This is a genomic window from Streptomyces hirsutus, from assembly GCF_001418415.1.
In the GTDB taxonomy this organism is placed as follows: domain Bacteria; phylum Actinomycetota; class Actinomycetes; order Streptomycetales; family Streptomycetaceae; genus Streptomyces; species Streptomyces hirsutus.
The window spans coordinates 1-20,371 of the sequence record NZ_LIQT01000334.1 but is presented as its reverse complement, the minus strand read 5'-3'; the positions used below and the strand labels follow the sequence as shown (position 1 = coordinate 20,371).

Genomic DNA, 20,371 nt, shown 5'->3' with positions numbered 1-20,371 from the left:
GGGCATGTCGGGATGGTACGAGGGTGGGGGCGGGGCGGCCCAGGGGTTTTCGCCCCGCCGCCCCTGTCCGGCGGTCCCATCGTCCTCAGGAGGTCCGCTTGTCCGCCCCGTCGCCCCGGCCCGTCCCATGAGGGCGCGACCGGGGGCGACGGGAGCTGGTCCGGTTCCCGCTAGGGCACCACCACGATCTTCCTGCCCTCACCCCTCGCGAACTGCTCCAGCGCCTCCGGATACCGGTCCAGCGGCACACGGTCGCTGATGAAGACGTCCGGGTCCAGGACACCGGTCGCGAACAGCTCCGCCGCCCGCTCGTAGCTGTGCAGCACCGCCATCGACCCGGTGATCGTGATCTCCTGGTTGTAGATGCGGTACGGGTCGATCGTCACGCGCGTCGCGTAGTCGGCGACGCCGAACTGCAGGAAGGTGCCGGCCTTGGCGACCCGGTCCAGGCCGTCCTGGATCGCCGCCGCGTTGCCCGTCGCGTCGATGACGAGGTCCCAGCCCTGGGGGCGGTCCAGTTCGTCCGGGTTCGCGGCCGACGCCGAGACGCCGAGACTGCGGGCCGTCTCCAGGCGGGCCGGATTGAGGTCGACCATGTCCACGCTCGCCGCGCCGGTCCGCTTGGCCAGCTCCAGCATCATCAGCCCCATCGTTCCGGAGCCGTAGATCAGGACGTGCGCGCCGAGGCGGGACTGCAGCACGTCGTAGCCGCGCACCGCGCAGGAGAGCGGCTCGATCAGGGCCGCGTCCTGGGTGCGGACGTGCTCGGGCAGCTTGACGCAGTTCGCCACCGGGGCCACCGCGTACTGGGCGGCCCCGCCCGCCGTGGTGACACCGATCGCGGCCCAGCGCTCGCACAGGTTGTTGTGACCGGTACGGCAGTAGCGGCACTCGTAGCAGTACAGGGAGGGGTCCACGGCGACCTGGTCGCCCAGCGACACCTCGGTGACCCGGGAGCCGACGCCGACCACCTCGCCGGCGAACTCGTGCCCCGGCACGATCGGCAGCTTGGGGGCGAACTCGCCCTGCAGGATGTGCAGGTCCGTGCCGCACAGCCCGCAGGCCGCGACCTCGACGACGACCTCGCGGGGTCCTGGCGTCGGGTCCGGGACCTCGGCGACGACGGCCCGGCCCACGGACTCGATGACGGCGGCCTTCATTTCACGGCTCCCAACGACAGGCCCTGGACGAGTTTGTCCTGGGCGGCGAACCCCGCGGCGAGCACCGGCAGGGAGATGACGAGCGACGCGGCGCACACCTTGGCGAGGAAGAGGCCCTGGCTGGTGATGAAGCCGGTCAGGAAGACGGGGGCGGTCTCGGCGACCACGCCCGTCAGGACCCGGGCGAACAGCAGTTCGTTCCAGCTGAAGATGAAGCAGATCAGGGCGGTCGCCGCGATGCCGGGCATCGCCATCGGGGCGATGATGCGGGCCAGCACCGTCGGCAGCCGCGCTCCGTCGATCTGGGCGGCCTCGATCACCGCGACCGGGATCTCCGAGAGGAACGAGTGCATCATCCACACGGCGATCGGCAGGTTCATGGAGGTGTAGAGCAGGACCAGGAGCCAGATATTGTCGAGCATCCCGGCGTTCTTGGCGAACAGGTAGAGCGGCAGCAGACCCGCCACGACCGGCAGCATCTTGGTGGACAGGAAGAAGAACAGGACGTCCGTCCACCGCTTCACCGGGCGGATCGACAGGGCGTATGCCGCCGGGAGGGCGAGCAGCAGGACCAGGATCATCGAGGCCACGGACGCCACCGTCGAGTTGATCAGCGACGGCCAGGGGCTCGCGCCGCCGCCCGCGCCGAAGAACTCCCGGTAGCCGTCCAGGGTGAGGGCGGCGGCGAAGGACGGCGGGTTGGTGGCCGCGTCCTCCTCGGAGTGGAAGGACGTCAGCGCCATCCAGGCGATCGGCAGGAAGAAGACGATGCCGGCCAGCCAGGCGACCAGGCCGAGCCCCGCTCCCTTGCGGTTCCGGGTCCGCGGCCGGCCGCGGTCGGGTGCAGCGACGGTACTCATGCGCGGGACGCCTCCTCGCGGAACAGGGACGACACGACGCGCAGTGCGAAGGTCGCGATGATGATCGAGCCGATGACCACCAGCACACCGGCGGCCGAGGCCAGACCGTTCTCGTGGGCCTGGTAGAAGGTCTGGTACACGGTGTACGGGAGGTTGGCGGTGCCCAGGCCGCCGGACGTGATCGTGAAGACCGCGTCGAAGTTCTGCACGATGTAGATCGACCCGAGCAGGGCGCCCAGTTCGAGGTAGCGGCGCAGGTGCGGCAGGGTCAGATGGCGGAAGATCTGCCAGTCGCTCGCCCCGTCGACCCGGGCCGCCTCGATCTGCTCCTGGTCCCGGCTCTGCAGGCCGGCGAGCAGGATCAGCATCATGAACGGCGTCCACTGCCACACCAGCGCCGCCTCCACCGCGAGCAGCGGCGTGTCCGAGATCCAGTCGGGCTGCGGGCCGCCGACGTAGTGCAGCAGGCCGTTGAACAGGCCGTACTCCGGGTTGTAGAGGACGTGCTTCCACAGCAGGGCCGCCGCCACCGGCACCACCAGGAACGGGGCGATGAGCAGGGTGCGGACGATGCCCCGGCCGTGGAACCTCCGGTCGAGCAGCAGGGCCAGCAGCAGACCGAGGACCAGGCTGGCGAGGACGACCGCCACCGTCAGCAGGATCGTCGTCCAGACCGACCGGCGCAGGTCGGAGTCGCCGAGCACCTCACCGTAGTTCGCGAAGCCGGCGAACTCCCGGGCGTCGGGGTAGAGGGAGTTCCAGTCGAAGAAGGAGATCACCAGCGTCGCCACGAAGGGCAGCTGGGTCACCGCGATCATGAAGATCAGGGCGGGCAGCAGCGGGGCCCTGGTGGCCCAGCCGCGCAGCCGGTCGGAGCGCCGGTGGCCGCCGGGGCGGATGTCCGGGGCGGCCACGGGGGCCGTTGTCGTGGCGGTCATCGTCCCTCGTACTCCTCGGAGATCTCTTCGGCGAGCTGCTGGGACTTCCTCAGGGCCGATTCGACGGACTGGCGTCCGGCGATGGCCGCGCTGATCTCCTGGGAGACCTGGGTGCCGAGGTCCGTGAACTCGGGGATGCCCACGAACTGGATGCCGGGCGCGGGCCGCGGCTGCACGCCCGGGTCGTCCGGGCGGGCCTGCTCGATTGCCTTCCTGGTCATCTCCTGGAAGGCCGCGGCCTCCGCGCGGTAGTCCGGGTTCTCGTAGGTGGAGGCGCGCTTGCCGGCCGGGACGTCGGACCAGCCGATCTCGTCGCCGACCAGCTGCTCGTACTCCTTGCTGGAGGCCCAGGAGACGAACTTCCAGGCGTTGTCCGGGTTCCGGGAGGCGTTCTGGATGCCCCAGGCCCAGGTGTAGAGCCAGCCGGCCGACTCCGTCTTCTCCACGGGGGCGGGGGCGTAGCCCATCTTTCCCTTGACGGGGGAGTCGGCGGACTCCAGGGAGCCGGCCGCGGAGGTGGCGTCGTACCACATGGCGGTCTTGCCCTGGGTGGTGTTGTTCAGGCACTCGGCGAAGCCGGACTGGGCGGCGCCCGCCTCGCCGTGCTCGCGGACCAGGTCGACGTAGAACTTCGTGGCCTCGAGCCACTCCGGGGAGTCCAGGCGGGCGTTCCAGTCCTCGTCGAACCAGGTGCCGCCGAAGGTGTTCACCACGGTCGTCAGCGGTGCCATGACCTCGCCCCAGCCGGGCAGACCGCGCAGGCAGATGCCCTTCATGCCGGGCTCGGCCCCGTCGAGCTTCGCGGCGATCTCGCCCACCTCCTTCCAGGTGGGGTGGTCCGGCATCGTCAGGCCCTCCCGCTCGAGGAGGTCCTTGCGGTACATCAGGAACGAGGACTCGCCGTAGAAGGGCTGGCCGTAGAGCTTGCCGTCGCCCCCGGTGAGGGACCGGCGCATCGGCTTGAGGACGTCCTGCTCGTCGTAGCCGGGGTCCTCGCCGACGTACGGGTCCATCTCCTTGAGCCAGCCGTTGCGGGCGTAGATCGGGATCTCGTAGTTGGACAGGGTGGCGACGTCGTACTGGCCGGCCTGGTTGGCGAAGTCCTGGCTGATCTTGTCGCGGACGTCGTTCTCCGGCAGCACGGTGAAGTTCACCTTGATGCCGGTGTCCTTGGTGAAGTGCGCGGCGGTGAGCTTCTGCAGCGCCACCATCTGCGGGTTGTTGACCATCAGGACATTGACGGCATCACCGCCTGATCCGGCCCCGCCCGCTCCGACCCAGCAGCCGGAGAGCAGCGGGGCGAGCAGCGTCCCTGCGGCGACCGCGGCGAGTGCGGCTCGCGGCGGCCTCCGTCGGCTCTGGGTTCGCATGGATCACTCCTTGACGAAAACTGTCGTATAGGGAGGTATCGGGTGTCGCCTGGACGGGTCGGCCCGAGGGGATGGGGAACTCGTGTGGTGAACCGGCGCGCGGGGAAGCCGTGGATCGTGGTGCGGCCCGGGCCGTCCGGTCAGACGCGGACGACCTGGGGGCCCAGCAGGGAGTAGCGGTGGGCCTCGGCCGCCGGGAGCAGCGTGCTGGTGACGATCGCCTCCAGCGCGCCGACGTCGGCGAACCGGCAGAAGCTGACCGCCCCGAACTTGCTGTGGACGCCCGCGAACACCACCCGGCGCGAGGCCCGTACCGCCTGTGTCTTGACCTCGCTGACCGCCGGGTCGGGCGTGGTCAGACCGTGTTCGCGCGAGATGCCGTTGGCGCCGATGAACGCCAGGTCGATGACGAAACCGGAGAGCATCCTCGTCGTCCAGTGGTCGACGGTGGCGAGGGTGCCGGAGCGGACCCGGCCGCCGAGCAGCAGGACGGACACGGTGCCGGCCTCGGCGAGCGCGCCCGCGACCGGCAGGGAGGCGGTGACCACGGTGAGTGCCCGGTCCCGGGGCAGTGCCTCGGCGATGAGCTGCGGGGTGAAGCCCTCGTCGACGAACACCGTCTCCGCGTCGCCCAGGAGCTCGGCCGCCGCGTTCGCGACCCGCCGCTTCTCGGCCACATGGCTGGTGGCCCGGAAGGCGAGGGTGGTCTCGAAGGCGGCGCTCTCCACGGGATAGGCGCCGCCATGGGTGCGGCGCATCAGGCCGTGGTCCTCCAGAGCGCGCAGATCCCGTCGTACGGTCTCCTTGGCCACGCCCAGATCGGCGGCGAGCGCCGTCACGTCGACCGAGCCGGTGGCGCGCGCCACCCGCACGATCTCGCGCTGGCGCTCCTCGGCCGTTCTGTCGCTCATGACCGCACACCTGCTTCCTGATCTCGCTGCCCGTTCGGGCCCTGTGGGGTCCTTGCGAGAAGTTGTACAGCGGGTACGCCAACCTGACCAGGCCTGTTGTGTGACCGGTCCTGTCCGTTTGCGCCCGTTCGACTCGGGCGATGCCCGCCTCGGACCTGGGCGGGGGCGGACGGGCGCGGGGAAACGGGCATCGCGGGTGCCCGAATGCGGTGGCGGGCGGGCCCGTTCGGTGCCCGCCCGCCGCCGCGAACGTCGATTTCCCGCCGCGACCGTGCGCGCGGGCGTCGTCGGTTCCGTGCTGTGCGCTGTCAGTGGTGCGGAGGGTGCCGGTGCTGCCACCGGTTGCGCCGGAGCTGCCCGTGCCGCCCGTGCTGCCCGTGCCGTCAGTACGGCCAGATCGGGGGGTCGGTCACGAAGTGTCCGCCGATGCGTGCCTGTGCCGGGTCGGCCGGATCCAGTTCGCCCTGCTCGGCGACGAGCTTCGCGGCGAACGGCTCGGAGTCGTCCTGCGGGGCGTAACCGAGAGCGCGCGCGGAGGTGAGGTCCCACCACAGCCGGGTGTTGTCGGACGAGCCGTGGACGACCGTGTGGCCGACGCCCTCGGCGGTCAGGGCCGCGTGGAAGAGGCGGGCGCCGTCGGCGGGGCTCATCCACACCGAGAGCATCCGCACACTGGTCGGCTCGGGGAAGCAGGAGCCGATGCGTACGGAGACGGTCTCCAGGCCGTGCTTGTCCCAGTACAGCTGGGCGAGGTCCTCGCCGAAGCACTTGGACAGACCGTAGAAGGTGTCCGGGCGGCGCGGGGTGTCGACGGGGATGAGGGGGTCGTCGCCCCGCGGGTGCGGGGTGTAGCCGACGGCGTGGTTGGAGGAGGCGAAGACCACGCGCCCCACGCCCTCCTCGCGCGCGGCCTCGTACAGGTGGTAGGTGCCTTCGATGTTCGCCGCGAGGATCTTCTCGAAGGAGGCCTCCAGGGAGATGCCCGCGAGGTGGATGATCGCGTCGACCCCGCGGACCGCCTCGCGCACGGCCTTCCTGTCGGCCAGATCCGCCACGATCGCGTCCGGCTCCCCCTCGACGGGCCGCAGGTCGAGCAGGCGCAGCTCGTAACCGTAGTCCGGGAGCAGGCCCCGCATCAGGGTGCCGAGGCCGCCGGCGGCACCGGTGAGCAGGACGGTGCGGGGAGCGGGCATCAAGGATCTCCTTGCGTCACCGGCCGTGCATGTGCGCGCACGGCATTCATATGCGTGGACACGGTAAGGAGGTGGCCCGTCGCCCGTCAAGTATCCCCCGGCCTCCTGTGACCTCCTGCGGAGTGGAGAAATCGGCTGGTGCATGACGGGGCGGCGTGCTTGACCGGCGTCCCGGGGGCGCTCTAGCGTGGCATCGTTCAGAGATGTAGACGTCAATCAAGAATATGGACCTGGGAGAGCTTGTGACGCCAGCCCCTCTCGCCGCCCGACTCGGCATCCCCAGCGGACCGCTGTTCTTCCCGGTCACCGCCTACGGACCCGACGGCTCCGTCGACCTCGAGACCTACCGGCTCCATGTGCGCGGCGGGGTCGAGGCCGGCGCCGCCGCCGTCTTCGCCTGCTGCGGCACCGGGGAGTTCCATGCCCTGACACCCGAGGAGTTCGAAGCGTGCGTGCGGGTCGCCGTCGAGGCGGCCGACGGACGCGTCCCGGTCGTCGCGGGCGCCGGGTACGGCACCGGCCTCGCGGTGCGCTGGGCCGGGCTCGCCGAGCGGGCCGGGGCGGACGGGCTGCTCGCCATGCCGCCCTACCTGGTGCGGGCCGGCCAGACGGGCCTGGTGCGGCACTACCGCGAACTGGCCGCGGCGACCGCCCTGCCGGTGATCGTCTACCAGCGCGACAACGCCCTGTTCACGCCCGAAAGCGTCGTCGAACTGGCCCGCACCGAGGGGATCGTCGGCCTCAAGGACGGCCACGGCGACCTCGACCACATGCAGCGGATCGTCAGCGCCGTACGCACCGAGGCCCCCGGCGAGTTCCTGTACTTCAACGGGCTGCCCACCGCCGAACAGACCCAGCTCGCCTACCGCGCCCTCGGCATCACCCTCTACTCGTCCGCGGTGTTCTGCTTCGTGCCCGAGATCGCCCTCGCCTGCCACCGGGCCCTGCACACCGGCGACCGGGCCACCGTGGACCGCCTGCTCGACGGCTTCTACCGGCCCTTCGTCGAACTGCGCGACCAGGGCCGCGGATACGCCGTCTCCCTGGTCAAGGCCGGGGTACGGCTGCGCGGCCTGGACGTGGGCGAGGTCCGGCCGCCGCTCGACGAACCGGCCGGGGATCATGTCAAGCGACTCGCTCAGCTGATCGAGCGGGGACTCGCACTGATCGAGGAGGCCAAGTGAAGGCATCGGCGTTCGTCTACCCCTGGGACGTCAACGGGGATCCGGAAGCCCCCGCGCGGATCGCCGGGCTCGGCGTGGCGCAGGCGACGCTCGCCTCCGCCTACCACTCCACGCGCGCGCTGACCCCCCGTCACCCGCGCCACCGTATCGTCACCGCCGAGCACGCGGCCGTCCTCTACCCGCCCGGCGCCCACTGGGCCGGCCGCACCCCGCGCCCGTACCCCTCCGGCGACTGGGCCCCCGGCGACGCCTTCGGCGAGGCCGCGGCGGCGCTCGCGGACGCGGACCTCCAGGTGCACACCTGGGTCGTGCTCGCGCACAACTCCCGCCTCGGCGCCGACCATCCGGACACCTCGGTCGTCAACGCCCACGGCGACCGCTACCCGTGGGCGCCCTGCATCGCACAGTCCGCCACCCGCGCCTACCTGACCGGCCTGGCCGCGGAGGCGGCGGTCCGGCCCGGGGCGAACGGCACCGAACTGGAATCCCTCGGCTGGTACGGGCTCGCGCATCTGCACGCCCACGACAAGACCGCCGGGGTCGGCCTCGGGGACGCCGGGCAGTACCTGATGTCCCTGTGCTTCTGCCCGTCCTGCAGCGAGGGCTACGGGGCTCAGGGCCTGGACGCCGCCGAACTGGCCGCGACCGTCCGGGCCGCCCTGGAACCGGTGTGGCGGGGGGCGCCCTCCGACGGAGGCTGGGCGGGAGTCGGCAAGCTCCTCGGCGAGGAGACGGCGGCCGCCACGCGCGCGTGGCGCGACGCGACGGCCCGCACGCTCCAGGAAGCGGCGGTCCGGGCGGTACGCGACGCGGCGCCCGAGGGCTTCCAGGTCCTGCTGCACGCGGACCCGGTGTCGTACCACTGCGGCGCCAACGCGGGCGTCGACCCCGCGCACATCCTCTCCGTCGCCGACGGCGTGGTCGTCCCCTGCACCGGCGGCCCCGCCCCGCTGACGCCGTTCGCGCGGGAGAACCGCCCGGACGCCGTCCTCGCCGCCAACTTCACCGTGGTCTCCGGCATGGGCGGCAGCCCCGGAACCCTCGCCGCGGACGCGGCCGAGGCCCGCCGCCTCGGCGCGACGGAACTGCGGCTGTATCACGCGGGACTGGCGTCGGACGGCGACCTGGAAGCGGTGCGCTCGGCGCTCACCGCGCTCTGAAACAGCGTCACCGCCACCGCCGCCAGCGTGCACCCCAGGGCGACCAGCAGCAGCCGGTGGTCGAGCAGTTCGACCAGCGCCGCGCCGGCCGCCAGACCGACCACGTTCGGCGTGAACACCAGCGTGTGGGCGGTGGCGGTGACCCGGCCCAGCAGTGGGCCGGGCGTCTCGCGCTGCACGGCGGTCGGCGTGGCGATCAGGACGGCGGGCAGCCCCACCCCGATCGCCGCGCTGCACGCCCAGGTCAGCGGATCGTTCGGCACCGCGCGCAGCGCGACCGCGGCGGCCAGCAGGGCGATGCCGTACGCCGCGAACCGCCGCTCGCCGAAGCGGCGCAGGGCAGGCCCCGAGCCCAGGCCGAGCACCACCGAGCCCGCGCCCTGGACCGCGTACAGCACACCGGCGTACGCGGGGGAGTGGCCGAGGTCCTCGACGACGGCGTAGACCAGCGCCCCGCTGAGCCCCGCGCACAGCATCGTGGCGCCGCCCGCCAGGACCAGCGGGCGCAGCGCAGGGTGCGACCACAGGTGACGGGCGCCCTCGGCGATGCGCTCACGCGGGCTGTCCCGCGGGGGCGCGGGCCGCTCCTCCCGTACGCGCAGGAAGGCATACAGCACCGTGGCGCACAGGAAGGTGACCGCGTCGAGGAGGGCGACGCCCGCCCCGCCGTACGCGGCGTACAGGCCCGCGCCCGCCAGCGGGGCCAGGAGCTTCATGCCCTCGCCGGCCGTCATCCGCAGCCCGTTGAAGTCTCCGAGCAGGGACCGGTCCACGGCGGTGGCGATCAGCGCCGACTCGGCCGCGTCCTGGACGACGCCCGCCGCGCCGTACACGAACAGCACCGCGTACAGCAGCCACAGGCCGTGCGGAGAGTCGACGGCGAGGAGGGCGAGCAGGAGCCCGGCCAGGAGCAGACTCGTGCCGATCAGCAGCGGCTTGCGACGGAACCGGTCGGCGAGCGTGCCCAGCAGCGGGCCGGCCAGGGTGGGGGCCCACATCGCCAGCAGGCACAGCGCGGCCAGCCCGTCCGAGCCGGTGAGGTCCTTGACCCACACACCGGAGGCGAGCCACAGCGCGGACGTGCCGAAACCCGACACCACCACTGAGGCCAGGTAGAGCCGCGCGTTCCGGTCCCGCACCACGCGCACCGCGGCCCAGGCCTGCCCGCCCGGCCCGTTCGGTGCGCCCGGTCCGTCCGTTCCCTGCGTTCCGTTCGTCGTCATGCCAGGTCATCGTGGGGCTAAGGGCCGTCCGTAGGGATCGGGCAGACGCCTTATCCGCGGCACGGGAGAGCGATGAGTTCCGGGGCCCGGCTCGGTCAACCCTCCAGGAACACCCGTGCGCGCACGGGCACAGCCATAAGGAGCAGGGAGCAGCCCCATGACCGACCCGACCCTAGACCTCGGACCGCAGACGCGGATCATCGCGCGCCTCGCCGAGGGCGTCACCGACGCGCAGCTCACGGACGGGACGCCCTGCCCCCGGTACGCGGTGCACCACCTCCTGGGCCACCTCGCCGGACTGAGCGTCGCCTTCCGCGACGCCGGGCGCAAGGACCTCGGCGTCACCACCGACACCAGTCCGGACACCGCTCTGCCGGACCTCCGCCCCGGCTGGCGCGAGGACCTGCCCGCGGTGCTCGACGAACTCGCCGAAGCCTGGCGCGACCCCCGGGCCTGGACCGGCATGACCAGGGCCGGGGGCGTGGACCTGCCGGGCGAGGTGGCCGGAGCCGTGGCAGCCGACGAACTGGTCGTCCACGGCTGGGACCTGGCCCGCGCCACCGGCCAGGACTACGCGCCCGACCCTGCCGCCCTCGAGGCCGCACACACCTTCCTGCTCGCCGCCGCGGCGGAACCCGGCCGGGACGGCGGCGAGGGCATCTTCGGCCCCGTCGTGCCCGTGCCGTCCGACGCCCCGCTGCTGGACCGGACGGTGGGGCTGAGCGGCCGCGATCCGGAGTGGGCACCCAAGGCCTGACCTGGAGATCTCCCGAGCGGCCGGGCACCCGGGCAGGACGGGCGCCCGGCCGCCGCGCGATCGGCAAGGCGATACGGGCTGGATGCCCCAGCGGGGGCAGGGGTGGCGCTCGACATCGTCCACGTCGCCCGGCGAGGGGTCTTGAGGGCCCGTCATGACCCCGGAACTTCGCACCACGCAGTTCTCGGAAGGGGGTCCGGCCCGCTTTTGCGGGAGAACGAGTTCTGAGAACCGACCGAAGATCGGAAGGGTTTCGGCGGACCTCTATTGATCTTGCTCGGGCAAAGGGTCGTCTGTGAGAAGCGGCCGTTACGGCGAGCAGTTGCTCGCGAAGAGGAAGGCCGGGCGGTTTCTCAGGTGAGCGGCCAGTTGCGCAGGGCGGCGTCGGCCATCTCCTGGAGTTCGTCGCGGGCGACCCCGCTCGCGGCCTGCACGGCGATGCCGAACGCCAAGGTGGTGACGTAGCGGGCCAGTAGCCCCGGATCGGTGCCGGGAGACAGGTCGCCTTCGTCGACGGCTCGCTGGAACCGCTCTCGCACGCGGGAGCAGCCGTTGTTGCGCCAAGCGGCGAGAAGGTCACGGACGCCGCGCCCCGGGTCGCTGGTGACCAGGGCGCCCTGGACGCCCAGGCACCCGTGGGGACGGGCCGGGCGGGTGGTGGTCCGGACGGTGCCGGCCAGGATCGCGGTGGCGACGCCGAGGGCGGTCGGCTCCTCGATGGCCCGGGTCAGATATCCGCCAGGGCCTTCGGTGTAGCGCTCCAGGGCCTTGCGGAACAACTCCTCCTTGTTGCCGAAGGCCGCGTACATGCTGGTGGTGGAGATGCCCATCGCCTCGGTCAGGCCGGCCAGGCTGGCCCCTTCGTAGCCGTGCTCCCAGAAGACCAGCATGGCGCGCTCAAGAGCTTCGTCGGCGTCGAATCCTCGCGGTCGGCCGATGGGGCCGCTCTGTTTGGTTGCCACCCCCGCAGCCTACCTCTTCCGCATCGATCGATACGGAAGTGCTACCGTTCGACTTCTGCATCGACCGATGCGGAAGTCGAAGGAGGCTGTTCACATGGGGCTACTCGAGGGCAAGACCGCTCTCGTCACCGGCGGCGGCAGCGGAATCGGCCTGGCCAGTGCGGTACGGCTGGCGGCCGAGGGCGCGCACGTCTTCATCACCGGCCGACGCAAGACCGAACTCGACGCGGCCGTCGAAGCGATCGGTTCAGCGGCCACCGCGGTGATCGGCGACATCTCGGACCTGGCCGACCTGGACCGCCTCTACGAGACGATCCGCAGCCGGGGACGGGGCCTGGACGTACTGTTCGCGAACGCCTCCGTCGCCGAGTTCGTGCCGCTCGAGCAGGTCACCGAGGAGCACTTCGACACCCTCTTCGGTATCAACGCCCGGGGCACGCTGTTCACCGTCCAGAAGGCGCTCCCCCTGCTCAACGACGGCGCCTCGGTGATCCTGAACGGCTCCACCAACGTGGACGTCGGCGCGGAGGCTTTCGGCGTGTACGCGGCGACCAAGGCCGCCACCCGATCGTTCGCCCGGACCTGGGCCAACGAACTCAAGGGACGCGGCATCCGGGTCAACACCGTCACGCCCGGCCCGACCGACACCCCTGGCCTGTCGGGGCTCGCCCCCGACTCGGAGCAGGCCGCCGGCCTCAGGCGGCACCTGGCGACGCAGGTGCCGCTGGGCCGGCTCGGCCGCCCGGAGGAGATCGCCGCCGCCGTGGCCTTCCTCGCCTCCGAGCAGAGCAGCTTCATCACCGGTTCGAGCCTGTACGTCGACGGCGGCCTGAACCAGATCTGATTTTCTGCGGCCGCGCATCCGGCGAGGCCGGCAAGGTGGCGGCGCCCGGCCGACCGGGTTCGCTCAGGCGGGCGAGCCCGGCGGCCTCGATCGCCGGACGGCCGGGCGGACAGAGGTCAGGCCTGCCGCAGCGGCGCGAAGGTGATTCAGTGCACCAGCAGTTTCCTGCTGCTGGCACCGGACACGGTGCCGCAGGAGACCGCCGGCATGAAGAGTCCGACCAGCGAGCGGTAAGTCCGCGCGTCAAGCAGGTCTGGACGATCAAGACGGTCACGATCGGGGCGACCCATCACCCTGATCAACGAACGGTTCCGACGTGCACCCCAGTTGCGGCGTCCTTGCTCGACTCCATACAACACACGACAAAACCACGCCGGCCGACGACGTAATAGTCTCACCAGAGGTTGAGGTAAAGGACCCATGACAGTAATCGGCATCATCGGCGCAGGTGAGGTCGGTAGCCAGGTCGCGCGTGCGGCGATCGCGAACGGCTACGACGTCGTTATCGCCAATTCACGAGGACCCGAGACCCTGAAGGACCTCATGGACGAACTCGGCCCGTCAGCGCGTGCCGCGACCGCCGCCGGCGCTGCTGCCGCTGGTGAGTTCGCAGTCGTGGCGGTCCCCCTCAAGGTGGTCAACGACATGCCTGCGGAGGAGCTGGCAGGCAAGATCGTGCTTGACACGAACAACTACATGGTCTGGCGCGATGGCCATATCCCGGTCATCGACTCGGGTGAGAAGACGGTTCACGAGCTACGCCAAGAGCACCTTCCGCGATCCAAGGTCGTCAAGGCCTTCACCCACATCCAAGCTCCCCGCATCACCACCGCGGGAACCGCGGCGGGCACCCCCGGCCGTCCGGCGCTGTCGGCCTCGAGCGACTTCCCCGAAGCCATGGAACTCGTGACGCGGCTGTACGACCGGTTCGGGTTCGACACCGTCGACAACAGCCCGCTCAGCGAGTCGTGGCGCAGCGGTCCCGGTCAACCCGCGTGGGCCGCGCACGAGCACCAGACCCGTGCCGAACTGATGGCCAACCTCGCCAGGGCGCGACGGAACATTGTGAGGTGAGTCCGACCCTGGAGCTGACTTCCGTCACGGCCTGACAGGTGGTCAGGCCGTCCAGGCCGGTTGCTGGAGATGATCCTGAGCCGTTCGAGACAGGTACTCAAGGCCTGGCTCGATGCGCAGGCGCCCCAGTTCCACGAGGCCGCCGCCCCGAACACCGGCTCCTGGATCGGCCGGCACCGCGATCCCGGAGACCGTGGACGCGCCGTCGTCAACGGCGACCGCCGTATCCACCAGCACCCGACCCGGATCATGGCGGGTTCGCGGCTGGCGCAAACCCGCCACCGCCTCAGCGAGCCGGGCGGTCAGCGTGGTCCGATCCGCGACACATCGACCAACAGCCAGGACCCGACGTGAGAGACCATCCCACCCCCGTCGGTAAGTGTTTTTGAAGTCCGGAGTCGGTTGGAGCAGGCAGGCGACGATCATGTCGGCGGCATTGCCGGCCACGCTTGGCTTGTGTGCTATGAACAGGCATGGCATTGAAGATCGAGCGGACCGACGCACGCATACGGCGGGATGAACATCTGAAGGAGCTCTTCAGCGAGGGCTTTCCAGAGTTCATCACGGCTGACCGGCTGGTGAAGGAATACATAGGAAGGGTCAGCGAGTGGTTCGCCGATCTGAATCTCATGCTGATCAATGAGCACGACGTGCCGGTCGCATCAGGCTGGGGTGTGCCGATCCACTGGGACGGTCTGCCCGAGACACTCCCCACCGGGTATACGCAGGCCCTTGTTCGAGCCGTTGAAGGTCGCGAACAGGGGGTAGAGCCCAACACCTTGGTGATCTGCGGAGCGATTGTCACCCCGGCGCTCAAAGGACACGGGCTTGCGGGCGAAACTCTCAAGGCCCTACGTCAGACCGCGAGGGACGTCGGCTGGTCGCAGGTCATTGCGCCGGTCCGTCCGACGACGAAGGCTCAGTACCCGTTGACGCCGATCGAGAAGTTCATGAGGTGGCGCCGGGAGGACGGGATGGCGCTCGACCCTTGGATCCGGACCCATCAGCGCCTTGGTGCCGAGGTTCTGTCAGCAGCCCCCGCTTCGCAGACGATGACCGGGACGGTAGCCGAGTGGGAGCGCTGGACCGGCATGGCCTTCCCCGAGTCGGGTGACTATGTGATTCCGGGAGGACTGAGCCTGCTGAGGATCGACCGATCTGCCGATGAGGGCGTGTATCGGGAGCCCAATATTTGGATGCAGCACAATTGACCGGGGCATCGCGCTCGCCCGGACGAGCCATTGTTCACCTCGGCACTTGTCGTGTGATCTCGTCTTTTTTGTCCAGCGGTCGGAGCGAGGGCTTTTGCGGGTCAGGCGTCGGGTCGTCATGGTGATGGCAGCTGCGGAAGGGCCTTGAGTCTGGCGTCGTTGCCCGTCCGCTCGGTCTTCGCGAGCAGCTTGGTGGCCATGGCCCTGCCGGACACCCGCATCGGGCCCGGTCGCAGCCGCTCCGGCTCCGACCCCCGCTTTTTCTCCGGCACTTCGAGCAGCCGGACCATCTCGGTGCGCAGGTCGTACGGCACCGCCTCGTACAGCGTGGCGTGCAGCCGGTCGTTCTCCTCCTGGCGGACCGCGGCCACCGTCCGGGCCGGGGTCGTCATGCCGGGCAGCAGCACCCGGTTGTTCACCAGCCGGACCACCGCCCGGTCCAACAGGGCGCGCGGCCCCTCCAGCGACGACCACCCCGCGCCGCCGGGAACTTCCGCAGCTCTGCCTCGGCTGCGGCGAAGTCCCGGTAGCCGTACTCGTCGCGGATCTCCCGCGCGTGCTCGTGCGCTGTCTGCGAGCGGGTCCCGTACCCGGCGAAGTGCTCGTCGTCGATGTCGAGCCGCTCGGCGACGAACCGTACGACGGAGGCCGGGATCGCCGTGGGGTCCTCGGTCAGGAAGGTACCGAGCATCCGCACCGTGCCCCACCGCACCGCCCGCCCCAGCCTCGTGGGCGGGCGGCGCTTCGCCCGCGTCAGACCCAGTGCCTTGGTGTCCAGGCGGAAGAACTGTTCCAGCTCGCCGGGTGACGGCTCCGTGGTGGACCGGCCGTAGCGGGCCTCTTGCCCAGCAGGCAGGTACCCAACAGGCATGCCGAGGGCCTGTGCCGACGCGCGTCCCGCCGTTGACGCCGTGGGGCTGCCGCCGCCCGGGCACGGCGACGGCAACCCGAACTTCCTTTGTCAGAAGCATTGACGAAACCCCGGGCCGCTCCTAGTTTCATCGCGTCGTACTTCGTACGTCATATATGAGACGCGATACGCGAGATCCGAGAGGCGCGCATGACCTCTGTGCCCACCCCGATCCCCTCCCGCACGCAGTACGTGCTGGAAGAGATCAAACGCCGCATCCTCACCGGCCGGCTGACGCCGGGCCAGGCCCTGGTCGAGACGGACCTCGCCGCGCAGTTCGGGGTGTCCAAGACCCCGGTGCGGGAGGCGCTCAAGACCCTGGCCGGCACCGGTCTGGTGGTGATGAGCCAGTACAAGGGCGTCACGGTGCGCATGGTCGACGCGGACATGGCACGCGAGGTCTACGACGTGCGTCTGCTCCTCGAACCCGAGGCGCTGCGCCGCGCCGTCCGGCGCGGCGCCTCCCTGGACGCCGCGCGCGACGCGCTGACGAGGGCCGACGAGGCCACCGACACCGCCGAACGCTCCCTGACCAACCGAGAGTTCCACCGCGCCCTGTACCTGCCGTGCGGCAACCCGCTGCTCGGCCGGATGCTCGACGAGGTCCGCGACCAGGCCGCGCTCGTCTCCGCCGTCGCCTGGGCCGCCGACCCCTCCTGGGAGCGGGAGGCGAGCGAGCACCGCGAGATCCTCGCCCTCGCCCTCGCCGGCGACGCGGACGGCGCGGCGCGCGCCCTGCACGCGCACATCGCCTCCTTCGTGCGACGGGCCTTCCCCGGCGCGGAAATCGGTGCCGAGGAAGGCCCCGAATCCCAGGACATCCCCGAAGCCCCGGCAGCCCGGAAAGAGGACGGTCAGGCATGACGACGACGTTCGAGACCCAGCGGGCGGCCCTGGCCGACGTGGTGGCCATCCCGGTGACCCCGTTCGCCGAGGACGGCTCCGTCGACCGGGCCGGATACCGGGCCCTGCTGCGCCGCCTCCTCGACGCCGGCATCACCACCCTGACCCCCAACGGCAACACCGGCGAGTTCTACGCCCTGACCCCCGAGGAGCGGCGCACGGTCACCGAGCTGACCCTCGAGGAGACCGGTGACGGCTCGTCCGTCCTGGTCGGGGTGGGACACGACGTGCCGACCGCCGTCGCCTCCGCACGGCACGCCCGTGACCTCGGCGCGCGGATGGTGATGGTGCACCAGCCCGTCCACCCCTATGTCTCCCAGAGCGGCTGGGTCGACTACCACCGCGCCATCGCCGAATCCGTGCCCGACCTGGGCGTCGTCCCCTACATCCGCAACGCGCAGCTCACCGGCGCCCGCCTCGCCGAACTCGCCGACTCCTGCCCCAACGTCATCGGCGTGAAGTACGCCGTGCCGGACGCGGCGAAGTTCGCCGCCTTCGCGCGGGACGCCGGCCTCGAACGGTTCGTCTGGGTCGCCGGGCTCGCCGAGCCGTACGCCCCCTCCTACTTCTCGGCGGGCGCCACCGGCTTCACCTCCGGCCTGGTCAACGTCGCCCCGTCGGTGTCGCTCGACATGATCGGGGCGCTCAGGTCGGGCGACTACGCGACCGCCATGAAGGTCTGGGAGCAGATCCGCCGCTTCGAGGAACTGCGTGCCGCCAACGGCTCCGCCAACAACGTCACTGTCGTCAAGGAGGCCCTCGCCTCCCTCGGCCTGTGCCGCCGCGAGGTCCGCCCGCCGAGCAGGCCGCTGCCCGAGGACGAGCGGGCCGAGGTCGCCGCGATCACCGCGGGGTGGTCCGTGTGAACGTCCCCGACGAGCGGCGCAAGCGGCCCGAGGAACTGCGCAGTCACCAGTGGTACGGCACGGACGGACTGCGCTCCTTCAGCCACCGCGCCCGCACCCGCCAGCTCGGCTACCTGCCCGAGGAACACCTGGGCAAGCCCGTCGTCGCGATCCTCAACACCTGGTCCGACATCAACCCCTGCCACGTCCATCTGCGCGACCGCGCGCAGGCCGTGAAGCGCGGGGTGTGGCAGGCGGGCGGCTTCCCGCTGGAGTTCCCGGTCTCCACGCTCAGCGAGACCTTCCAGAAGCCGACCCCGATGCTCTACCGCAACCTCCTCGCCATGGAGACCGAGGAACTGCTGCGCTCCTACCCGGTCGACGGGGCCGTGCTGATGGGCGGCTGCGACAAGTCCACGCCCGCCCTGCTCATGGGCGCGGCCAGCGTCGACCTGCCCACCGTCTTCGTCCCGGCGGGCCCCATGCTCCCCGGCCACTGGCGGGGGGATACTCTCGGCTCCGGCACCGACATGTGGAAATACTGGGACGACAAGCGGGCCGGTGTCATCGGCGACTGCGAGCTGCAGGAGCTGGAGAGCGGCCTGGCCCGCTCGCCCGGCCACTGCATGACCATGGGCACGGCGTCCACGCTGACCGCCGCCGCCGAGGCCCTCGGCGTCACCGTGCCGGGCGCCTCCAGCATCCCGGCCGTCGACTCCGGGCACGACCGGATGGCCGCCGCCGCCGGACTGCGCATCGTCGAACTGGTCCACCGCGACCGGAAACTGAGCGACATCCTCACCGCGGACGCCTTCGAGGACGCGGTGACGACGGTCCTGGGCCTCGGCGGCTCCACCAACGCCGTGATCCACCTGATCGCCATGGCCGGCCGCGCGGGCGTCGCCCTCACCCTCGACGACTTCGACCGGATCGCCCGCACCGTCCCGGTGCTCGCCAACGTACGGCCCGGCGGACAGACGTACCTGATGGAGGACTTCCACTTCGCGGGTGGTCTGCCCGGGTTCCTCTCCCGGATCGAGGACCTGCTCCACCTGGAGAGGCCCACCGTCTCCCACGACACCCTGCGCGAGCAGATCGCCGGCGCGCAGGTGCACCACGACGACGTCATCCGGCCCCGGGACAAGCCCGTCGCCGACGAGGGCGGGCTCGCCGTCCTGCGCGGCAACCTCTGCCCCGACGGCGCCGTCATCAAGCACATCGCCGCCGAACCGCACCTGCTCAGGCACACCGGCCCCGCGGTCGTCTTCGACGACTACCGGACCATGCAGCGCACCATCAACGACCCGGACCTGGGCATCACCGCCGACCACGTGCTGGTGCTGCGCAACTCCGGCCCCAAGGGCGGGCCCGGCATGCCCGAGTACGGCATGCTGCCCCTCCCCGACCACCTGCTCAAGCAGGGGGTACGGGACATGGTGCGGATCTCCGACGCCCGGATGAGCGGCACGAGCTACGGCGCCTGCGTGCTGCACATCGCCCCCGAGTCGTACGTCGGCGGCCCGCTGGCCCTCGTCCGCACCGGGGACCTGATCACCCTCGACGTCGAACGCCGGCTGCTCCGGCTCGAGGTCGACGACGAGGAACTGGAGCGGCGCAGGGCGCGGTGGACGCCCCCGCCCGTCCGGTACGAACGCGGCTACGGCGCGCTCTACAACGAGCAGATCACCCAGGCCGACACCGGCTGCGACTTCGAGTTCCTCGCCCGGCCGGGCACGGTGCAGGACCCCTACGCGGGCTGACCGCGAGCACCCCAGCACGGTCCGCCCCCGGATCGCGTGGACACCCGCACACCTGAGAAGAAAGCGCTTCACCCCCGCACAGCACGACGTACACCGAGAAACGGAGAACAGTCATGGCCCAAGCCGCAGCCGTGGCGAAACCGCCCACGCCACCGAGGCGGCGCCGTGCCTCCGCCACGCCGCGCAGACTGCCCTACCTGCTGATCGCCCCGGCCGGTCTGCTCATGCTGGGCTTCATCGCCTACCCGGTCATCAGCGTCTTCTACTACAGCCTGCAGAACTACAACCCCACCAAGCCGTGGCGGAACGGCTACGCGGGCCTCGACAACTTCGTCCACCTCTTCACCGAGGACCCGCTGTTCTGGGACACCCTGGTCTTCAGCGCCAAGTGGGTCGTCGTCGAGGTCGGCCTCCAGCTGATGTTCGGACTCGCGCTGGCGCTCATCGTCAACCAGACCTTCGTCGGGCGGGGCATCGGCCGCGCCCTGGTCTTCTCGCCGTGGGCCGTCTCCGGCGTGCTGACCTCGGCGATCTGGGTACTCCTCTACAACTCCCAGACCGGCATCACCCGTTACCTCGCCGACATGGGCATCGGCGAGTACGGCACCAGCTGGCTCTCGGACACCTCCACCGTCTTCTCGGCGGTGGTCGTCGCCGACCTGTGGCGCGGCGTCCCCTTCTTCGCCATCCTCATCCTCGCCGACCTCCAGTCCGTCTCCAAGGACCTGTACGAGGCCGCCGAGGTCGACGGGGCCAGCCGCTTCCAGCAGTTCATGCACATCACGCTGCCCCACCTCAAGGACGCCATCATCCTGTCCACACTGCTGCGCGCGGTGTGGGAGTTCAACAACGTCGACCTGCTCTACACCCTCACCGGCGGCGGACCGGCCGGCGTGACCACGACGCTTCCGCTCTACATCGCCAACACCAGCGTCGACGCCCACAACTTCGGCTACGCGTCGGCCCTCACCACGGTCGCGTTCGTGATCCTGCTCTTCTGCTCGATCGTCTACCTGCGGCTGAGCAAGTTCGGAGGCGAAAGCAAGTGATCACCAAAGAGGCCTCCCCGGCCGCCCCCGCCCCCGCGCGCAGCAGTGTGGACAGGA

21 protein-coding genes are annotated in these 20,371 nt (G+C 70.8%); 11 read left to right on the top strand and 10 right to left on the bottom strand.

The window, feature by feature from the left end:
* Nucleotides 1–170 precede the first annotated feature (170 nt).
* From AOK11_RS24285 to AOK11_RS24260, 6 genes are all read right to left on the bottom strand, one after another.
* A complete protein-coding gene (locus AOK11_RS24285) occupies nt 171–1,160 on the bottom strand; it encodes a zinc-dependent alcohol dehydrogenase family protein (protein WP_055595857.1) in 990 nt (329 codons plus the stop codon).
* Nucleotides 1,157–2,020, bottom strand: a complete 864-nt coding sequence (locus tag AOK11_RS24280) for a carbohydrate ABC transporter permease (RefSeq protein WP_055595856.1) — start codon at nt 2,018–2,020, stop codon at nt 1,157–1,159. Before AOK11_RS24280 ends, AOK11_RS24285 begins: the two co-directional genes overlap by 4 nt.
* Entirely contained in the window at nt 2,017–2,958 is a 942-nt protein-coding gene (locus AOK11_RS24275; RefSeq protein ID WP_055595855.1) for a carbohydrate ABC transporter permease, read from the bottom strand. The genes AOK11_RS24280 and AOK11_RS24275 overlap by 4 nt, the downstream gene beginning before the upstream one ends.
* A complete protein-coding gene (locus AOK11_RS24270) occupies nt 2,955–4,328 on the bottom strand; it encodes an ABC transporter substrate-binding protein (protein WP_055595854.1) in 1,374 nt (457 codons plus the stop codon). Before AOK11_RS24270 ends, AOK11_RS24275 begins: the two co-directional genes overlap by 4 nt.
* A gap of 140 nt (nt 4,329–4,468) precedes the next feature.
* A complete protein-coding gene (locus AOK11_RS24265) occupies nt 4,469–5,239 on the bottom strand; it encodes a DeoR/GlpR family DNA-binding transcription regulator (RefSeq protein ID WP_055595853.1) in 771 nt (256 codons plus the stop codon).
* 383 nt (nt 5,240–5,622) lie between these two features.
* On the bottom strand, nt 5,623–6,432 hold the full coding sequence (locus AOK11_RS24260; RefSeq protein WP_055595852.1) for an NAD-dependent epimerase/dehydratase family protein: 810 nt from the start codon (nt 6,430–6,432) through the stop codon (nt 5,623–5,625).
* A 242-nt stretch (nt 6,433–6,674) separates the two neighbouring features.
* Between AOK11_RS24260 and AOK11_RS24255 the strand changes: the two genes are divergently transcribed.
* Both AOK11_RS24255 and AOK11_RS24250 read left to right on the top strand, forming a co-directional pair.
* Nucleotides 6,675–7,616 (top strand): 5-dehydro-4-deoxyglucarate dehydratase, encoded by a 942-nt coding sequence (locus AOK11_RS24255; RefSeq protein WP_055595860.1) that lies wholly within the window; start codon nt 6,675–6,677, stop codon nt 7,614–7,616.
* On the top strand, nt 7,613–8,776 hold the full coding sequence (locus tag AOK11_RS24250) for a hypothetical protein (RefSeq protein ID WP_055595851.1): 1,164 nt from the start codon (nt 7,613–7,615) through the stop codon (nt 8,774–8,776). The genes AOK11_RS24255 and AOK11_RS24250 overlap by 4 nt, the downstream gene beginning before the upstream one ends.
* Here the strand turns inward: AOK11_RS24250 and AOK11_RS24245 are convergent.
* The gene (locus AOK11_RS24245) at nt 8,713–9,999 is read right to left on the bottom strand and encodes an MFS transporter (RefSeq protein WP_079035047.1); all 1,287 of its coding nucleotides are present in this window, start codon (nt 9,997–9,999) and stop codon (nt 8,713–8,715) included. The genes AOK11_RS24250 and AOK11_RS24245 overlap by 64 nt on opposite strands.
* 157 nt (nt 10,000–10,156) lie before the next feature.
* Here AOK11_RS24245 and AOK11_RS24240 point away from each other — a divergent pair, with 157 nt between their 5' ends.
* The gene (locus AOK11_RS24240) at nt 10,157–10,756 is read left to right on the top strand and encodes a TIGR03086 family metal-binding protein (RefSeq protein ID WP_055595850.1); all 600 of its coding nucleotides are present in this window, start codon (nt 10,157–10,159) and stop codon (nt 10,754–10,756) included.
* Between the two features lie 353 nt (nt 10,757–11,109).
* On the opposite strand, the gene AOK11_RS24235 is transcribed toward AOK11_RS24240, so the two are convergent.
* Entirely contained in the window at nt 11,110–11,718 is a 609-nt protein-coding gene (locus tag AOK11_RS24235) for a TetR/AcrR family transcriptional regulator (RefSeq protein WP_055595849.1), read from the bottom strand.
* Between the two features lie 94 nt (nt 11,719–11,812).
* Here AOK11_RS24235 and AOK11_RS24230 point away from each other — a divergent pair, with 94 nt between their 5' ends.
* The 4 genes from AOK11_RS24230 (at nt 11,813) to AOK11_RS24215 (ending at nt 14,847) form a co-directional block, all read left to right on the top strand.
* A complete protein-coding gene (locus tag AOK11_RS24230; protein WP_055595848.1) occupies nt 11,813–12,562 on the top strand; it encodes an SDR family oxidoreductase in 750 nt (249 codons plus the stop codon).
* A 420-nt stretch (nt 12,563–12,982) separates the two neighbouring features.
* A complete protein-coding gene (locus AOK11_RS24225) occupies nt 12,983–13,636 on the top strand; it encodes an NADPH-dependent F420 reductase (protein WP_055595847.1) in 654 nt (217 codons plus the stop codon).
* A gap of 69 nt (nt 13,637–13,705) precedes the next feature.
* Nucleotides 13,706–13,990 carry a hypothetical protein gene (locus AOK11_RS24220; RefSeq protein ID WP_157869440.1) on the top strand — a complete coding sequence of 95 codons (285 nt, stop codon included), beginning with the start codon at nt 13,706–13,708 and terminating at the stop codon, nt 13,988–13,990.
* Nucleotides 13,991–14,109: 119 nt separating this feature from the next.
* On the top strand, nt 14,110–14,847 hold the full coding sequence (locus tag AOK11_RS24215; RefSeq protein ID WP_055595845.1) for a hypothetical protein: 738 nt from the start codon (nt 14,110–14,112) through the stop codon (nt 14,845–14,847).
* 116 nt (nt 14,848–14,963) lie between these two features.
* On the opposite strand, the gene AOK11_RS24210 is transcribed toward AOK11_RS24215, so the two are convergent.
* Both AOK11_RS24210 and AOK11_RS24205 read right to left on the bottom strand, forming a co-directional pair.
* Nucleotides 14,964–15,278 (bottom strand): hypothetical protein, encoded by a 315-nt coding sequence (locus tag AOK11_RS24210; protein ID WP_157869439.1) that lies wholly within the window; start codon nt 15,276–15,278, stop codon nt 14,964–14,966.
* Nucleotides 15,263–15,718, bottom strand: coding sequence for a DUF4158 domain-containing protein (locus AOK11_RS24205; RefSeq protein WP_055595843.1), 456 nt, complete (start codon nt 15,716–15,718; stop codon nt 15,263–15,265). Before AOK11_RS24205 ends, AOK11_RS24210 begins: the two co-directional genes overlap by 16 nt.
* A 189-nt stretch (nt 15,719–15,907) precedes the next feature.
* Between AOK11_RS24205 and AOK11_RS24200 the strand changes: the two genes are divergently transcribed.
* From AOK11_RS24200 to AOK11_RS24185, 4 genes are all read left to right on the top strand, one after another.
* Nucleotides 15,908–16,621, top strand: a complete 714-nt coding sequence (locus tag AOK11_RS24200; RefSeq protein ID WP_055595842.1) for a GntR family transcriptional regulator — start codon at nt 15,908–15,910, stop codon at nt 16,619–16,621.
* A complete protein-coding gene (locus AOK11_RS24195) occupies nt 16,618–17,526 on the top strand; it encodes a dihydrodipicolinate synthase family protein (protein ID WP_055595841.1) in 909 nt (302 codons plus the stop codon). The genes AOK11_RS24200 and AOK11_RS24195 overlap by 4 nt, the downstream gene beginning before the upstream one ends.
* Nucleotides 17,523–19,265: an L-arabinonate dehydratase gene (araD, locus tag AOK11_RS24190; protein ID WP_055595858.1), complete on the top strand. Its 1,743-nt coding sequence runs from the start codon at nt 17,523–17,525 to the stop codon at nt 19,263–19,265. The genes AOK11_RS24195 and araD overlap by 4 nt, the downstream gene beginning before the upstream one ends.
* A gap of 113 nt (nt 19,266–19,378) precedes the next feature.
* A complete protein-coding gene (locus AOK11_RS24185) occupies nt 19,379–20,314 on the top strand; it encodes a carbohydrate ABC transporter permease (RefSeq protein ID WP_055595840.1) in 936 nt (311 codons plus the stop codon).
* Nucleotides 20,315–20,371: the final 57 nt, after the last annotated feature.